Raw genomic sequence first — 17,522 nt, 5'->3', positions numbered from 1 at the left:
AAATGAAAATTAAATTTTTAATACTTACTTTTTTTATATGTTTCTCGGGAGTTTTATTCTCTCAAGAGGAAGAAGTGCAGTTTGAGGCCAATGCTAGTAAGAAAAAACTTGGCGTAAATGAGCGCTTACGTGTAGAATTTAGCATGAATAAGGATGGCGATAATTTTGTGCCACCTTCTTTTGAAGGTTTTAGAGTTTTAATGGGACCAAATCAATCTGTTAGTCATTCTTGGGTAAATGGAAAACGTTCTTTTTCAAAATCGTATTCTTACGTTTTAACACCTTTGTCCAAAGGGAATTTTACAATTCAGCAGGCTAAAGTTGAAATAGAAGGAAATACGTATAAAACAACTCCTATAAAAATAGAGGTAACCGAAGCGGTTAACGACCCGAATGCGCCGCCTTCTGCCGATGATATTGCAGATGATAATTTGCATTTAGTAGCTGAGGTATCTAATGGGAGTCCGTATTTAAATGAGGCAGTAAGTGTGGTTTACAAATTGTATGTGAGTCCAAGCATTAATGTTTCTAATTTTCTTCCGAAGGCAAATCCAACGTATAATAATTTTTGGTCTCAAGATATAAAAGTTACCAGATTTCAGGTAGAGAATGGTTTGTACGAAGGAAAACAATACCGTTATGTGGTTTTAAAACGTGTAGTATTATATCCTCAAAAAACGGGCTCTTTAGAAATTGAACCGCTCTCATTGGATGTAACTGTAGATGTTCCAACTAATAGGAGAGATGTTTTTGGCGGAAGATTGTTTACGCAAACTAATAAAACAGTTACTGCTGGGCAACGTATTATTAAAGTAAAACCACTTCCAGAGGCTGGAAAACCAGCAGGATTTACAGGTGCTGTTGGACAATTTGATTTTGATGTAATTACTTCAAAATCCGATTTAAAAGCGAACGAATCTTTAACTGCTAAAATTCAGGTAACTGGAAAAGGAAACTTAAAACTTTTTAACTTGCCAAAGCTTACGCTTCCAAGTTCGTTGGAGGTTTATGAGCCTGAACATGAAGAAAATGTTTCTACGAATTTATCTGGAATGAGCGGAAAAATTTCCGACAATTATACTATTGTTCCGCAATTCAAAGGGAAGTATCCTATTCCTGGCGTAGCATTCTCTTATTTTGATCCTAAAGAAGAGAAATACAAAACAGTTACTTCACAACAATCCCTAATAAATGTTTATGAAGGACCGTCCAGTGCTGCGGTAGCAAATGAAGCGACCAGAGATAGTGATGCTATCAATAAGCAACCTATAGCTACCTTGGGCGACCAATTTAGATTTATAAAATTAGACACCAATTTATATGCTAAAGAAGCTTCTGTTTTCTTCGGTTCTATTTTGTATTATATATTGCTACTAGTTCCTTTACTTTTAATTCCTATTGCTATTTTAATAGGGAAGAAAAGAGCAGCTATGGCTGGAGATGTAGTTGGCAATAGAGTTAGAAAGGCTAATAAGTTGGCTAAGAAATACTTATCAGAAGCAAAAAGAAATCTTGGTAATAAAGAGGCATTCTACGAATCTTTAGAAAGAGCGCTACATAATTACTTACGAGCAAAATTGAAGTTGGTAACGTCTGAATTTAGTAAAGAAAAAATAAGTGAATTACTACTTTCTAAAAATGTAGAAAAGCAGGGGGTAGATAATTTTATAGCATTACTAAAAAGTTGTGAATTGGCAAGGTATTCTCCAAGTACAACAGCAGAAATGCAAAGCGATTACAATAAAGCAGCCGAAGTTATTTCGTTAATCGATAAACAGTTTAAATCATGATGAAGGCTTGTAAAAGTTTACTTAGCGGATTTGTTTTTACGTTGTTTTTATTGACAGCTTATGTTGGGGTAGCCCAAAATGAAGCGGTGTTTAAGCAAGGTAACGATTTATACAACGAGGGGAAATATCAAAAAGCAATAGAAAAATATCTTGAGGTATCTCAAAGTGGAGTTCATTCTGCTGCTCTTTATTATAATTTAGCCAATGGATATTATAAATTAAATCAAATAGCGCCAAGTATCTATTATTATGAAAAGGCTCTCTTGCTTTCTCCTAATGATGCAGATATTAAAAATAATTTGCACTTTGCAGAAAACATGACGGTAGATGCTATTGATGTGATGCCGCAAACTGGTTTAGCAAAATTAGCCACCAATATAATCTTTAAATTATCATACAATACATGGGCTATTCTGTCTATTTTATTTATGGTGTTGTTTGTTGTTGGTTTCTTACTGTATTACTTTGCTAGCTACCATACAAGAAAGCGGATTTATTTTGCGCTAAGTATTTTATTCCTGTTATTTTCTATAGCTAGTTATGGTTTTTCATATTACCAATACGGAGTAGATAACAATAGAAAACCTGCCATAATTTTTGCTAAAGAAACTTCTGTAATGTCAGAACCTAATATGGGCAGCACCGAGGTGTTTTTATTGCATGAAGGGACTAAAGTTAATATTTTGGAAACCTTAGGAGGTTGGAAAAAGATTAAGCTAGCAGATGGTAAAATAGGTTGGCTACCCGATACTGATTTAAAAGAAATTAAAGACTTTTAAAAAATCCTTAACAGATAATTCAGTAACAAACATTATATTTGTTATTGATGTTAATTAATTGTCAGTATTGAATACGAATAAGAAAATATTTGTGGGTTTTTTCCTCTTTATATTTTGCTCCTTCTTAATAACTCCAGCTATATTGACTGTTGTTGAGAAAGATGCAGACGTATCCTACTTTTATAGTATGACAGAAGAAGAGAAGAAGGACAATAATACTAGCAGTGAATTAAAAGAACTCAAAGAGTTACCTTACCCAAAAGAGGAAGGTTTTTATATTTCTCAGATTATTACAAAAAGAAAAAATTACCATTACTTCGTAAAACATCACTATAGTCAAGTGATGGATGTTATTATTCCACCTCCAGAATATATTTCCTAATTAGATTTAAGGAATATTATTTCCAATAGTTTCTACTTTAAGAGTAAGAATTGGGTTATTTCCAATATGCTAACTATTGTTTATTATTCTATTTAAAATCTGATTACCTACACGTTTTTCACGCAAATTTTAAGTAAAATTTTAATAAGTTTTCACCTCTTGTGAAAACAAAAATATAGTTAGTTATGTTTAAACATCTAAAAAATGATTTACCGGCGAGTCTTGTCGTGTTTTTCGTAGCCCTACCATTGTGTTTAGGGATTGCATTAGCCAGTGGTGCCCCTTTATTTTCTGGTTTAATAGCTGGTATTGTTGGAGGTATTGTAGTTGGTAGTATAAGTGGTTCTTCCATTGGAGTAAGTGGACCAGCAGCTGGATTGGCAGTTATTGTATTAGCTGCAATAGCCTCTTTAGGATTTGAGAATTTTTTAGTTGCGGTAATTATTGGAGGTGTAATTCAAATTCTTTTAGGTGTTTTAAAAGCAGGTATTATTGGGTATTATTTTCCTTCATCTGTAATTAAGGGGATGTTGGCTGCCATAGGTGTTATTATTTTTTTAAAGCAAATACCGCATGCTTTTGGATATGATTCCGATTATGAGGGAGATTTAGATTTTTTCCAATTGGATGGTGAGAATACGTTTTCGGCATTAGGTTCTATGTTAGATTTTATCTCTCCAGGAGCCATTTTAGTAACGTGCATTTCGTTGTTTATTTTACTGTTTTGGGAAAAAGTATTATCAAAAAAACACGATATATTTAAAATTATCCCTGGGCCATTAGTAGCCGTAATTGTTGGAATTTTATATTATATGTTAGTAGATTCTAACTCTAGTTTTGGAATAGCTACAGACCATTTAGTATCGGTACCTGTACCAGAAAGTGCTTCAGATTTTATTGGGCAGTTTACGTTTCCTAATTTTGCAGCAATTACAAACCCGCAAGTATGGGTAACTGGTGTTACAATTGCGATTGTAGCAAGTTTAGAAACACTTTTGTGTGTGGAAGCAACAGATAAAATGGATCCAGAAAAAAGAACAACACCTACCAATAGAGAGCTTTTTGCACAAGGTGCAGGAAACATTGTTTCTGGATTTATAGGGGGACTTCCAATTACACAAGTTATTGTGCGTAGTTCTGCTAACCTTCAATCGGGAGGTAAAACAAAATTATCGGCAATTATTCATGGAGTGTTGCTCCTTGGATCTGTAATTTTAATTCCATTATTACTTAATAAAATACCACTTGCTGTATTAGCGGCAATCTTACTTATTGTAGGTTATAAATTAGCAAAACCAGCATTGTTTAAGCAGATGTTTAAGTTGGGAAAAGAACAATTTATTCCTTTTATTGTAACTGTTTTAGGAGTAGTGTTTACAGATTTATTAATGGGAATAGGATTAGGATTGGCTGTAGGGATTACAATGATTTTAATAAAGAACTATCAAAACTCACACTTCTTACATATTGAGAAAACAGATGAAGGGAGTCATATTGTAAAAATGACTTTAGCAGAAGAGATTTCTTTTCTGAATAAAGGAGCAATTCTAAAAGAGTTAAATGCGTTGCCAAATGATACTCTTCTGGAGTTAGATGTTACAAAAACGCTACGATTGAACTATGACATTTTGGAAATTCTAGATGATTTTGCTATTAAAGCGAAAGATAAAAATATAGAAGTTAAGTTAATTTCCAACAAAGGAGTTGTGTACAACCCTAAAAATTACACTTCATTTTTTAGAGCAAAAAATAGCGAAGCAGCTTAATAAATTATATAAAAAAGTTTAATTTTAAGAAAAATATTAGAATGAATTTAGATAAGGTATTTGACAATAATAAAAAGTGGATTGAATCTAAACTTGATGTAGATTCAAATTATTTTGAAGATTTAGGAAAAGGACAAAGTCCAGAGTTACTATACATAGGTTGTTCTGATAGTAGGGTAACTGCAGAGGATTTAATGGGTTTACAGCCAGGTGAGGTTTTTGTTCATAGAAACATTGCAAATATGGTTGTAGGAACAGACTTGAATGCAATGTCTGTATTAGATTACGCCGTTAACCATTTAAAAGTAAACCATGTAGTGGTTTGTGGACATTTTTCTTGTGGAGGTGTAAAAGCAGCTATGCAATCGGCAGATTTAGGAATTTTAAATCCATGGTTAAGAAATATTAGAGATGTATACCGTTTACATAAAACCGAATTAAATGCTATTGACGATGAAGATAAGCGTTACGACCGTTTAGTGGAGTTAAATGTTCAAGAGCAATGTGTAAACCTTATTAAAACTGCAACTGTACAAAAAGCGGTTCGTAGTAGAGGACTTAAAGTTCATGGTTGGGTATTTGATATTCATACTGGAAAATTAATTGACTTAAAGATTGATTTAGATGGTATTTTGAAAAATATTATGGAAATCTATCATTTAGATTAAGCTATCATTTAATAATTGAAGTGGCTGTCTAAAAAGTATCTAAACTTTAAATGTTATCCTGAGCTTGTTGAAGGATGCTTTTGAGTATTAGTTGTTTAAAACTTCGAAAAGCTTAGTTTTAACAATTATAAATTACTTTTTAAACAGCCATTTTTTTGTTTAAAATAGAAAAGAAACGAAGAATTTCCTCTATAAATCATAACTTGTGGGAACTACAATTTATTCTTTTCTCCTTTAATATAAGGTCTTGTATTTTTATCCAGATACTAAATTTAATATTTTAGGAAGTTTCTCTAAGCACCCAATCAAAAACAAAGCCTCCAATCTCTTTAACGGGTTTATAGGTAGCTGAGCTGTCTATAGTTTCTTGCTTTATAAACTCAATAGTTTGATTGGTTCTGTCTATAAAAATTAAAATAGCTCCTAAAATTACCACTATTTTTAATCCGCCAAAAGCGGCTCCAAAGAATCTATTTAATAAGCCTAAAGCAGCTAAATTAGCAATTTTTGTAAGTAGTTTTCCTATAAGAGAGACAGCCAATATTATAATGATAAAGGTGATAGCAAAGGCAGTAAGGCTAACGTATTTTTGTTCCCAGTCGACTTTTTCTTGAAGGAAATCGCCCACAAAATATGAAAAGTGGATGGCGCCATAGATTCCAAGAATAAGTGCAACTAAGGAGGCTACTTCTATAAAAAGCCCTTTCATAAATCCGCGTACAATTCCGAAGATAATAAGTCCGCCTAAAACGATGTCAATGTAATTCATTCAGAAAATCATTTTAACAAATATACATTTTAGATTTTTAGAAATTAAAATGCTATGATGTTAATAGAAAAATTATCTTCTTACTTTTGCACAAAATTATAAAATGGCAAGAGACGAGGTTTTAAAAATGAAATGGGATTTGTTGGTTGGAAAACTCTCAAATCAATTTGCAGATGGGGATGAATTAGAGCTTGATGCTATTATTTATTTAATAGGGGTTCAAGAGCTTGGGCAACTTAATAGAAAGTTTAAAAAGGACGAAAAGCTTAATTTAATGCATATTGCTATTTGCCGACTTTTAGAGCCTTATGGATATTATGAGTTTGATTTTTTTGATGATGATGGTTGGCCACATTATGTAATGAAAGAGCAATTACCTACCCTAAAAGCAGGTGAACAGTCGGTTTTGATGAAAGAAGCTATTGTACAGTATTTTACAGATAGTGGTTATATAGAATAGTAAAAAAACAATATAGAGTGTGCTAGTTATAGCTGCTAGCCCCGATTGAGCCAACTACCCCGTCTGTTTGGCAGAGACAAATAGCCGTGTAGTGGGGAAAGCGGGAAACAGCGATTTATATTTTCGCAAGCTAAAAAGCTTCTAAAAAAGAATTATAAGTTGAAGGAAACGGCAAATATTCTTTAGAAATCTTTAAATTTGCCCTTCCAAAGAAAAAATGGTTATGATTGATACTATTAAGGAACATATTGAGAAAGTAAAAGGCTTTACAGCGGTTACTTTAGATGAGGTTGAAGCATTTAGAATTGAATATCTAGGAAAAAAAGGACTTTTAAATGACTTTTTTGCTGAATTTAAGAATGTTCCTAATGAGCAGAAGAAAGAATTTGGACAGGTAATTAACCAGTTAAAAAATACTGCACAGGAAAAGGTGAATTCTCTAAAAGAAGCTTTAGAGAGTGCTCAGCCTACAGAAAATTTGTATGGCGATTTAACGCGGCCTGCAATGCCATTGGAATTGGGAGGAAGACATCCAATTTCTATTGTTAAAAATCAAATTATTGATATATTTTCTCGGATTGGATTTAATGTTTCTGAAGGGCCAGAAATTGAAGACGATTGGCATAATTTTACGGCATTAAATTTACCAGAATACCATCCTGCTAGAGATATGCAGGATACGTTTTTTGTGCAAACTAATCCGGATGTTTTATTGCGTACGCATACGTCGTCTGTGCAAGTGCGTTATATGGAAAATAATAAACCGCCAATTAGAACAATTTCTCCTGGGCGTGTTTTTAGAAATGAGGCTATTTCTTCTCGGTCGCATTGCTTTTTCCATCAAGTAGAAGGATTGTATATTGATAAGGGAGTTTCGTTTGCCGATTTAAAACAAACTCTACAGTATTTTACTACAGAAATGTTTGGGAAGTCTAAGATTCGTTTACGTCCATCTTATTTTCCATTTACAGAACCTAGTGCTGAGGTAGATGTGTATTGGGGCTTAGAAACCGAAACCGATTACAGAATGACCAAAGGTACAGGATGGTTGGAAATTATGGGTTGCGGAATGGTAGACCCTAATGTGTTAGAAAATTGTGGAATTGATTCTAAAGAATATTCTGGATTTGCCTTTGGAATGGGAATAGATAGAATTGCTTTATTGTTGCATCAAATTTCGGACATTAGAATGCTTAGTGAAAACGATATCCGTTTCTTAAAACAATTTAAATCTGTTTTATAATTACTCAATAATCGAAATTTGAATGCTCCGAAGCTTGCTTTGGAATGTTTTAGGTTTTTCCTTTTAATGCCCCGTGAATTGTTCCGAGGTATTTTACTTATAATAAATATCTATGCCTATATTTTTAGACATATAGCAGAATGATTATTTGGAGGTTCCATGTAACCGTTAAAACGATAAATTGAACATGAAAAAAGATATAGAAATCCCTATTGCTGAAGAAGTTTATGTTGCTGCTGTAAATGAGTGGGACGAAAAGCACCTTTCAAAAACTTGGTATATCTATCTTATAAATAATAGGGAAAGTGCAATAGAAGGAGCTATTTTGGTTTCTAAAGGTTATGGAGAAGCGTTAAAAACTACAACTATGCGCCATGGACTTGGAGATTTGGAAGCTAAATCTTTTAGGAAAGTAGAACTTATCCAAGAGGAGGTTTTTAAATTGAAAAACGAGTTTTTTCTTACTTTTTTTGCTGATAATAAATTATACGAAAAAAAATTCCTTTTTAACGAGTATCAGATTTCAGAGAGCAATGAGGTTGCTGTTCCTGTGTTAGGAATAGCAGGTGTTTTGGCGAATTAAGTCACTTCTTTTTAATGTTAAAATTGAGATAAAATAATCTTGTTTTTAACATTTATGATTAAAATATCACAATATATCCGTTTTATTTTATAAATCTTAAAATTTAACAGCTTCGGTTTTAATTTTTTCTCATAGGAAATTTTGTTAGTCTGCTATAACTTGTAGCAACTTAACTTAATTAATCTACAAGAAATGAAAAACCTAAAGAATAACAGCCGAAGAGAATGGTTTAAAAAAGGAGCATTAGCTGCTGGAGCATTAGCTTTAACACCAATAGATTTATGGAGTGCAACGGCAGATTATGCGCATGGAAATAAACAGCCTTTTATGTTTAATTCCAATTTAACTAGCTTTAAAGAGTTTACTCCCCCTAGATTTCCAGATTTAAGTACGGTGAAAGCTAGATTGGTATGGAATGAAAATCCATATGGACCATCCTTAAAAGCATCAAAGGCCTTTCAAGAGGCTGTTACAGAAGGGAATCATTATTCATGGCGGTCTTTAGGAGAATTAGTAGGAAAAATAGCGCAAAAAGAAGGAGTTACTACAGATAATATTATGATGGGACCTGGGTCGTCTGATTTATTAGAGAAAACCGCCTTGGTTTATTTTAGAGATGGAGGAAATGTTATTAGTGGAGACCCTTGTTATATGTCTTTGGTTCAAGTGGCAAAAGCTTCAGGCGGCAACTGGAAACCTATTAAGCTCACTAAAGATTTTCAACACGATCTAGATGCTATGGAAGCTGCTATAGATGCAGATACAAAGTTAGTGTACATTACAAATCCTAATAACCCAACAGGAACATTAACAGACACCAAAAAGCTTTATGATTTTTGTGATCGCGTATCAGACAAGGTTCCTATTTTTATTGATGAAGCTTATATAGAATTGTCAGAAGGTGGGTTAAATAATAGCATGGCTCCTCTGGTTGCAAAAGGAAAAAATGTGTTTGTAGCTCGTACTTTTTCCAAAATATATGGAATGGCTGGACTGCGCATTGGATATATGTTAGGAAATAAGAATTCTTTAGATGAAATTAATAAAATTACTAGAGGTGGAATGGGGATTACAGGGCCTACAATAGCTGCTGCCAATGCTAGTTTAGACGATGTTGATTTTGTGGAAGATTGTAAGTCAAAAATTACTGAAGCAAAACAATTTACCTACAACTTATTAGAGAAAAAAAATATTTCCTACCTCCCATCTCAAACAAACTTTGTTCTATTTCCTATAGAAATGGCAGGAGACGAATTTCTTGATAAAATATATGAAAGGAAAGTGGTGGTTAGGGCCTTTAAATTTTGGGATCAAGATTGGTGTAGAGTGAGTATGGGAACAACGGAAGAAATGAAATACTTTGCTGAGGCAATTAATCAAATACTTGTTTAATGGAGTTTGCTTTACAAAAAACCATATCATTACTGCTATTTATTTTAATAGGATTTCTACTCAAGCTTAAGTTTAAAAGTCCAGAAGAAGTTACAGGGTTGAAAAAAATAATTTTAAACCTTGCATTGCCTGCCACTATTTTTATTGCTTTATTAAAGGTGAATATTAGTATGGCATTAATTTCACTTCCATTTTTAGCAATTTTATTAAATGTAGTTTTATACTTTATTACTGGTTTAATGCTTCCTTTGGTGGGGATTGAAAAAAATACTGCCATAGGAAGAACAAGTAGGTTGCTTATCCCTTCTCTTGCTCCTGGCTTATCGTCTTTTCCGTTTATATTAGAATTTTTAGGAGACGATTATTTAGCTAAAGCTGCAATGGCAGATTTAGGAAATAAAGTTTTTGTACTTGTTGTATTGTATATTATTGCAATGAAATGGTACTATCAAAATAATCAAGATGTAGTTGGAGTTATTGGGAATTCAAGGAAGATTAAAAATCTATTTATTTCAATTCTAAAAGAACCCGTTAATATTTTTATTTTTGCCGCCTTACTCTTTGTAGTTTTTGGTGTTAACCTTACTATGCTTCCTAGTTTTTTTAAGGATACCTTTTCAAGGCTAAGTATTATTATGACTCCATTAGTACTTATTTATATTGGTTTGGCATTTAAAATTAAACGAATGCAGTTTGTGCAAATATTTTCTTTATTAATGTTACGCGCAGGAGTAATACTTGTATTAATTGCCTCGTTAGCTATGCTGTTTGGAGGAATAAATGGCAGTACTATTCTTTTAATAGTTTCATTTGCTCTTAGTGCTTGTAGTTTTTGGCCATTTGCACATATTTCTTTAATAGATTCTTCAGAAAAAAATAAAAACACTAATGCTAAAACATTTGATTCCAATTTTGCAATTGGAGTTTTAGCACTTTCATTACCTATTTCTACATTACTAATATTATGTATTCTCTCTGCAGGAAATACATTTTCGGATGTGTTTAATTTATTAATATTAGGTCTAACATGCTGTTTTTTAGGTGTTTTTGTGGTAATTTGCAAAAGTTTTAAATCGTTTATTAAAGCTTCCTCCACTACCTCAAAAAAATATTCTGAAAGTAACGCTTAATTTTTAAGCTAAAGTTTAACATACTATTAACTGCTGTTTAGTTCGGTAATTACCGAACTAAACGTAGTTTTGCATCTTATTTATAAAATATGATAGAAGATGTAGAATTAATGAAGCTAAAAAAAGAGCTAATAGAAGAAATGGGAGTGTATTTTGAATGTCAAGATATGCTATCTCCACTGTCTTCAAGAATCTTTGGGTATTTAGCTTTAGCAGGAGATAAAGGTGCAACTTTTGACGAGATTTTGGAAGAGTTACAAGTGAGTAAAAGTTCGCTTTCAACAAATCTTCAGCTTTTACAGTCGATGGGGAGGATTGGTTATTACACAAAACCGGGAGACCGTAGAAGGTATTTTAAGGCTTCGGTTGATAATATGATAAATCGTTTAGATGATAAAATTAATTCTTGGAAAAAAGAGCGAGAACTGCATGTTAAGGTTCTTAATTATCGAGAAAAAACATTATCAGCAGATGATAAATTAACAATGAAAAACAGAAAAGATCTTTCTTTCAATAAGCACTACATTGAGTTTGTGGATGCCATGATTGAAAATTTATGTAAACTAAAAAATAATTTAATAACAGTCAATCAAGTACAATAATGAGTTCAAAATTATATTCTAAACTATTCCTAGTAGGTTTTGCAATAGTCCTTGTAAGTTGTGGGAAGAAGGAAAAAGCGCAACAAGCAGCTCAGGCAATGCCTTATCCTACTGTAAAGATAGAAAGTAAAAAAATTACTGGTTATAAAACCTATCCTACAAGTATAGAAGGGGTTATAAACAGTGGGGTTCGAGCAAAAATATCTGGTTATATAAAAGATGTTTTAGTAGACGAAGGACAGCAAGTTAGCAAAGGGCAAGTTTTATTTCGTTTAGAAACAGAATCTTTAACTCAAGATGCTGGTGCTGCTCAAGCTAGTGTAAATGTAGCCCAAGTGGAGGTTGATAAATTAAAGCCACTAGTAGAAAAGGGAATTATTAGTGAAGTTCAATTAGAAACTGCCAAAGCTAATTTAGCACAAGCAAAGAGTAATTATAGCGCCATAAATGCTAATATAAATTATGCTACGGTTAAAAGTCCTGTTGATGGTTTTGTAGGAGCAATACCTTATAGAGAAGGAACTTTAGTAAGTCCGAGTGACCAAATACCGTTAACAACAGTTTCTGATATAAAAGAAGTATATGCTTATTTTTCAATGAATGAAGAGGATTACTTAGATTTTGTTCAGAATACAAAAGGAGATTCCCGTCAGGAAAAACTTGACAATTTTCCAGAAATCAATTTGGTTTTAGCTAATGGCGAATTATATAAGCATAAAGGAAAAATTAAAACTGTAACTGGGCAAGTAAACCAAAATACAGGTACAGTTAGCTTTAGAGCTACATTTCCTAATCCAGAAAGACTTTTAACAAATGGAAACAGTGGGGTAATACAAATCCCTACCGTTTATACAGATGTACCTGTTATTTCTCAAGAATCTACTTTTGAGCGTCAGGGGCAAACATTAGTTTTTCATGTAGGAAGTGATAATAAAGTAAAATCTGAAGTAATTAAAATTACAGACCACATAGAAAACTTATATGTAGTAGAATCTGGTGTTAAAATTGGAGATGTTATAGTGGCTAAAGGAGTGGATAAACTTAGAGATGGAGCTGAAATTGTACCACAAGAAACGTCATTTGATAGTATAACAAAACCGATAAAAACATTATTTAGAAACTAACAAAAAAGCTTAAAAAGTAAGTTATGCTAAAAACATTTATAGAGAGACCTGTATTATCTACAGTAATCTCCATTATATTAGTAATTTTAGGAGGGTTAGGGGTTTTAACCTTGCCTATAGAGCAGTATCCAGATATTGCCCCTCCTACTGTTCAGGTAAATGCTACCTATCCTGGAGCCAGTGCCGAAACCATATTAGAGAGTGTAATTATTCCTATTGAAGAGCAGATAAATGGAGTGGAAGGAATGACGTACATTACTTCTACCGCTACCAATGCTGGTACAGCAAATGTTACGGTTTATTTTGATCAAAATACAGATCCAGATATTGCTGCTGTAAACGTACAGAACAGGGTATCTAGAGCCAATGCTTTGTTGCCGCAAGAGGTTGTACAAACAGGAGTTATAACACAAAAGCAACAAACGAGTTCGCTGATGTTTATTTCCTTTTTCTCATCTAATGAGGATTACGACGCTACGTATGTTCAGAATTACTTAAAAATTAACGTTATTCCAGAATTACAGCGTGTAAATGGGGTTGGAGATGTTAATGTATTTTCTAGTCAAGATTATGCAATGCGTATTTGGTTAAAACCAGATAAATTATCGGCATATAATTTAATTCCATCAGATGTTTCGGCAGCTTTAAGAGAGCAAAGTTTAGAAGCAGCTGCAGGTTCTTTAGGAGAGAATAATGGGGAGGCTTTTTCTTACGTAATAAAATACAGTGGGCGTTTTAAAACTGAAAAACAATACGGAGACATCATTATAAAAGCGCTAGGGAATGGTCAGTATCTACGTTTAAAAGATGTTGCAGATATAGAATTGAGTGCGCAATCTTTTGCTTCGAGTTCTATTACAAATGGGTATCCAAGTGTAAACATGGCGATATACCAAACAAAAGGATCCAATGCACAAGAGATTATTGAGACTATTCACGAAAAATTGGAGAATCTGAAGCCAGATTTTCCAAAAGGGATAGATTTGTTTATTCCGTATGATACAAACGACTTTTTAACTGCATCGATAGATAAGGTGGTGCATACACTTATTGAGGCGTTTATATTGGTTTTCTTGGTAGTATTTATTTTCTTACAAGATGTTAGATCTACTTTAATTCCTGCTATAGCAGTTCCTGTTGCAATTATAGGTACTTTCTTTTTTCTGAATGTCTTCGGATATTCCATAAACTTACTAACATTATTCGCTTTAGTGCTGGCTATTGGTATTGTGGTCGATGATGCTATTGTAGTGGTGGAAGCGGTGCATGCCAAGATTGAAGAAGGGAATGAGAAATCTGCAAAATCTGCAACTATAAATGCAATGACAGAAATATCAGGAGCTATTATATCTATTACCTTAGTAATGGCAGCTGTATTTATTCCTGTTACATTTATCCAAGGACCAACAGGGGTTTTTTATGAGCAATTTGGGGTAACGCTAATTGTAGCGATTATGATTTCTGCTGTAAATGCCTTAACCTTAAGCCCTGCATTGTGTGCATTATTCTTAAAAGTTCATACGGAAGAGGAGAAGAAAAACACAACATACTTACAACGTTTTTATGACGGTTTTAATAAGGGATTTAGTGCTACTACAGAACGTTATGGAAGATCTTTAGGCTTTCTATACAAACATAAATGGATTACTGGAGTTGCATTATTGGCGTCTATAGCTGGTATAATTTGGGTTTCTTCAACTACTCCAACTGGTTTTGTTCCTAATGAAGATCGTGGGATTATTTTTGCGAATGTAGAATTACCTGCGGGTTCATCTATAGATAGAACTGGAGAAGTAAACAGATTATTATATGAAAAAACTAAGGATTTACCTGGTGTAGAAGGTGTGTCTGTAATTAGTGGATTTAGCTTATTAGGAGGACAAGGTAGTAACTACGGATTAGGATTTATTAAATTAAAAGACTGGGAAGAACGTGGAGAAGATTCTCTTTCTGTAGATGCGCTTACCAAGAAGTTATTTGGAATAGCTACTACAATTCCAGAGGCAAATATTATATTTTTTGCACCGCCAAGTATTCCTGGTTTTGGAATTTCTTCTGGTTTTGAAGTGAATTTATTAGATAGATCTGGAGGTGCTTTTACGGAACTAGATGAGGCTAATCGTGATTTTATGATGGCTTTAATGAAACATCCTGAAATTCAATATGCGCAATCTTCTTTTAATACTAAATATCCACAGTATGAGATGGAGATTAACGTGCCTGTTGCTAAAGAAAAGGGAGTGCCTATTAGCTCTATATTCTCTACCTTACAAGGATATATAGGAGGTATTTATGCAGCCGATTTTGCTAGATTTGGTAAACAGTATCGTGTGTATTTACAAACACTTCCCGAAAGTAGAGATAATAAACAATCTTTAAATGAATTGTATGTTAGAACCGGAGAAGGGGAAATGGCACCTATTACTCAGTTTGTAAAACTAAAAAGAGTGTACGGACCTCAGTCGGTTACCCGTTTTAACTTATTTAATTCTTCTAAAATTACTGGAGCTTCAAATCCTGGGTATAGTACTGGGGATGCAATTGCTGTAGTAGAAGCTGAAGCGGCAAACTTACCATCAAATTATGATATTGCTTATTCTGGACTAACTAGAGAAGAGGTAAATGCAGGAAGTCAGACAATTTTAATATTTATTTTAAGTATTGTGTTTGTGTACTTTTTATTATCGGCACAGTATGAAAGTTATTTGCTGCCCTTTTCGGTAATCTTATCATTACCATTAGGGGTGTTTGGAGCTTATTTTACAACCAAAATGGTTGGATTGGAAAATAATATTTTCTTTCAAATTGCACTTATTATGTTAATTGGGCTTTTAGCCAAAAATGCAATTCTTATTGTGGAGTTTGCACTTCAACGGCGAAGACGAGGAGAGAGTCTTGCAGATGCTGCAATTCATGGGGCTAAAGCTAGACTTAGACCAATTTTGATGACTTCATTTGCTTTTATTTTAGGATTAATGCCATTAGCATTAGCAGGTGGTGTTGGTGCCGCTGGTAACCGTTCTATAGGAACTGGAGCAGCAGGAGGGATGTTAATTGGAACAATTTTAGGAGTGTTTGCAATCCCAATTCTTTTTGTAGTATTCCAATGGTTACAAGAAAAAATTTCAGGAGCTCCAGAAGCTATTGTTGAATCTGAAGATAACTTAAATTAAGATGAAGAACTTAAAAATATATAAAATCATACTAGGGCTTAGCGCGCCATTGCTGTTGCAATCGTGTTTTGTGGCTAAGAATTATGAAAGACCTGAGGTTGAAACGGAAAATCTTTATAGAACCGATCAGCTATCTCAAGACAGTACTTCATTAGGAATGGTTTCATGGAGAACTTTATTTAAGGATCCAATTCTAGAAAGATATATAGATACTGCACTTGTTAATAATTTAGATATCAGAATGGCGCTACAGCAAATTGTGGCTTCAGAGGCTTATTTAAAACAAGGAAAGGCTGGCAATTATCCAACTTTAAATTTAAATGGAACAGTTACGCGTCAGGAAAATTCTGAAAACAGTCAGTTTGGAAGTATTTTTAATGCCCCTTATGAGCAATACGATTTAACGGCAAGTTTATCATGGGAAGCAGATATCTGGGGGAAAATACGAAGTAATAAAAGAGCTTTCGAAGCAACGTATTTGCAAACTATCGAAGCGCATAAAGCTGTTAAAACAGAACTTATTGCAGCACTTGCTTCTACCTATTATCAATTACTTTCTTTAGATGAACAGTTAAAAATTACTAATGAAACAGTAGAAAATAGAGAAGGGAGTTTAGAAACAACAAAGGCTCTTAAAGATGCTGGAATGGTTACAGAAGTGGCGGTTAAACAAACCGAAGCTCAGTTATACACAGCAAAGGCGATAAAAATTGATTTAGAAAATCAAATTAAATTATTAGAGAATGCCTTTTCTATTTTATTAGCGCAACCTCCACATGCTATAGAGCGTAGTGTATTGGAGTCTCAAGAAATAGACCAAGAATTAACTACAGGAGTTCCTTATTTGATGTTGCAAAACAGACCCGATGTAGCTTCAGCAGAATATGGATTAATAAATGCTTTTGAGCTTACTAATGTTGCTAGAAGTAGCTTTTATCCTTCTATTACATTAAGTGCTAGCGCTGGTTTCCAAAGTTTAAATTTTGATGATTGGATTGATGCGAGCTCTATTTTTAACTCGCTAGTTGGTGGTTTGGCTCAGCCTATTTTAAATGGAAGGAAAATACGTACTCAATTTGAAGTTTCTAAAGCGCAACAAGAGTCGGCTTTATTAAATTATAAGCAAACATTATTAACCGCTGGAAGAGAAGTTTCAGATGCGTTGTATAGCTATCAAGCTGCAGTAGATAAAATTGAAGCTAGACAAAAAGAGTACGAAGCATATAGTTTGGCTACAGAGTATTCTGAAGAATTACTTAATCAAGGTTTAGTAAATTACTTGGAAGTACTTACGGCTAGAGAGAATTCTTTAAACTCTGAATTGCTTTTGGTTGAAAATAAATATTTACGCTTAAATGCTGTTGTAACACTGTACCAAGCACTTGGTGGAGGTTGGCAATAAGGCAATAACAATAAAATCAATTTACCTGTTAATGATTTAACTCATTTAATGGATTAAATAGATTTCATTCATGGTTAGCCCTTACGAAAGTGAGGGCTTTTTTATGTTTTTATAAATAAAACTCGTTAATCCCTCATAGAGGGTTTAATTATTTCAAAGCCTGTTTTGAGTTTGCTGAAGGATTTCTGCACCGTAATAAACTAAACTCATTGGTTTGAATACCTCTTGGGCTTGATTCGAGATAATTTTTTTTTGAAAA

At 33.4% G+C, this 17,522-nt stretch carries 15 protein-coding genes; 14 read left to right on the top strand and 1 reads right to left on the bottom strand.

All coding sequences use genetic code 11. From position 1 onward, the window contains the following. The first annotated feature begins 2 nt into the window (after nt 1-2). The 5 genes from JOOMADRAFT_RS02705 to JOOMADRAFT_RS02685 all read left to right on the top strand — a co-directional run bounded on the left by JOOMADRAFT_RS02705 (nt 3) and on the right by JOOMADRAFT_RS02685 (nt 5,385). Nucleotides 3-1,790, top strand: a complete 1,788-nt coding sequence (locus JOOMADRAFT_RS02705) for a BatD family protein (RefSeq protein WP_008611155.1) — start codon at nt 3-5, stop codon at nt 1,788-1,790. Then, a complete protein-coding gene (locus JOOMADRAFT_RS02700) occupies nt 1,787-2,569 on the top strand; it encodes a tetratricopeptide repeat protein (RefSeq protein WP_008611154.1) in 783 nt (260 codons plus the stop codon). The genes JOOMADRAFT_RS02705 and JOOMADRAFT_RS02700 overlap by 4 nt, the downstream gene beginning before the upstream one ends. Nucleotides 2,570-2,711: 142 nt before the next feature. After that, nucleotides 2,712-2,951, top strand: coding sequence for a hypothetical protein (locus tag JOOMADRAFT_RS02695; protein ID WP_008611153.1), 240 nt, complete (start codon nt 2,712-2,714; stop codon nt 2,949-2,951). A 185-nt stretch (nt 2,952-3,136) separates the two neighbouring features. Continuing rightward, on the top strand, nt 3,137-4,717 hold the full coding sequence (locus tag JOOMADRAFT_RS02690; protein WP_008611152.1) for a SulP family inorganic anion transporter: 1,581 nt from the start codon (nt 3,137-3,139) through the stop codon (nt 4,715-4,717). A gap of 41 nt (nt 4,718-4,758) precedes the next feature. Continuing rightward, nucleotides 4,759-5,385, top strand: a complete 627-nt coding sequence (locus JOOMADRAFT_RS02685) for a carbonic anhydrase (RefSeq protein ID WP_008611151.1) — start codon at nt 4,759-4,761, stop codon at nt 5,383-5,385. 280 nt (nt 5,386-5,665) lie between these two features. Here JOOMADRAFT_RS02685 and JOOMADRAFT_RS02680 read toward each other — a convergent pair whose 3' ends face one another. After that, nucleotides 5,666-6,154 carry a CvpA family protein gene (locus JOOMADRAFT_RS02680; RefSeq protein WP_008611150.1) on the bottom strand — a complete coding sequence of 163 codons (489 nt, stop codon included), beginning with the start codon at nt 6,152-6,154 and terminating at the stop codon, nt 5,666-5,668. Nucleotides 6,155-6,257: 103 nt separating this feature from the next. Here JOOMADRAFT_RS02680 and JOOMADRAFT_RS02675 point away from each other — a divergent pair, with 103 nt between their 5' ends. The 9 genes from JOOMADRAFT_RS02675 (at nt 6,258) to JOOMADRAFT_RS02635 (ending at nt 17,263) form a co-directional block, all read left to right on the top strand. After that, nucleotides 6,258-6,614 (top strand): hypothetical protein, encoded by a 357-nt coding sequence (locus tag JOOMADRAFT_RS02675; RefSeq protein WP_008611149.1) that lies wholly within the window; start codon nt 6,258-6,260, stop codon nt 6,612-6,614. 223 nt (nt 6,615-6,837) lie between these two features. Then, nucleotides 6,838-7,857, top strand: coding sequence for a phenylalanine--tRNA ligase subunit alpha (gene pheS, locus JOOMADRAFT_RS02670; RefSeq protein WP_008611148.1), 1,020 nt, complete (start codon nt 6,838-6,840; stop codon nt 7,855-7,857). Nucleotides 7,858-8,044: 187 nt separating this feature from the next. Beyond that, entirely contained in the window at nt 8,045-8,440 is a 396-nt protein-coding gene (locus JOOMADRAFT_RS02665) for a hypothetical protein (RefSeq protein WP_008611147.1), read from the top strand. A 192-nt stretch (nt 8,441-8,632) separates the two neighbouring features. After that, nucleotides 8,633-9,832: a pyridoxal phosphate-dependent aminotransferase gene (locus tag JOOMADRAFT_RS02660; RefSeq protein WP_008611146.1), complete on the top strand. Its 1,200-nt coding sequence runs from the start codon at nt 8,633-8,635 to the stop codon at nt 9,830-9,832. Further along, nucleotides 9,832-10,962 (top strand): AEC family transporter, encoded by a 1,131-nt coding sequence (locus JOOMADRAFT_RS02655; protein WP_008611145.1) that lies wholly within the window; start codon nt 9,832-9,834, stop codon nt 10,960-10,962. Before JOOMADRAFT_RS02660 ends, JOOMADRAFT_RS02655 begins: the two co-directional genes overlap by 1 nt. Nucleotides 10,963-11,051: 89 nt before the next feature. Next, nucleotides 11,052-11,564: a GbsR/MarR family transcriptional regulator gene (locus JOOMADRAFT_RS02650; RefSeq protein WP_008611144.1), complete on the top strand. Its 513-nt coding sequence runs from the start codon at nt 11,052-11,054 to the stop codon at nt 11,562-11,564. Beyond that, the gene (locus JOOMADRAFT_RS02645; RefSeq protein ID WP_008611143.1) at nt 11,564-12,688 is read left to right on the top strand and encodes an efflux RND transporter periplasmic adaptor subunit; all 1,125 of its coding nucleotides are present in this window, start codon (nt 11,564-11,566) and stop codon (nt 12,686-12,688) included. The genes JOOMADRAFT_RS02650 and JOOMADRAFT_RS02645 overlap by 1 nt, the downstream gene beginning before the upstream one ends. A 23-nt stretch (nt 12,689-12,711) precedes the next feature. After that, on the top strand, nt 12,712-15,861 hold the full coding sequence (locus tag JOOMADRAFT_RS02640; protein WP_008611142.1) for an efflux RND transporter permease subunit: 3,150 nt from the start codon (nt 12,712-12,714) through the stop codon (nt 15,859-15,861). Between the two features lies 1 nt (nt 15,862). Continuing rightward, on the top strand, nt 15,863-17,263 hold the full coding sequence (locus JOOMADRAFT_RS02635) for an efflux transporter outer membrane subunit (protein ID WP_008611141.1): 1,401 nt from the start codon (nt 15,863-15,865) through the stop codon (nt 17,261-17,263). Nucleotides 17,264-17,522 lie beyond the last annotated feature (259 nt).

The sequence above is a fragment of the Galbibacter orientalis DSM 19592 genome, assembly GCF_000260115.1.
Lineage (GTDB): Bacteria > Bacteroidota > Bacteroidia > Flavobacteriales > Flavobacteriaceae > Galbibacter > Galbibacter orientalis.
Note: the sequence above shows the minus strand (reverse complement) of the source record. Positions and strands in the feature narration are given on the sequence as shown.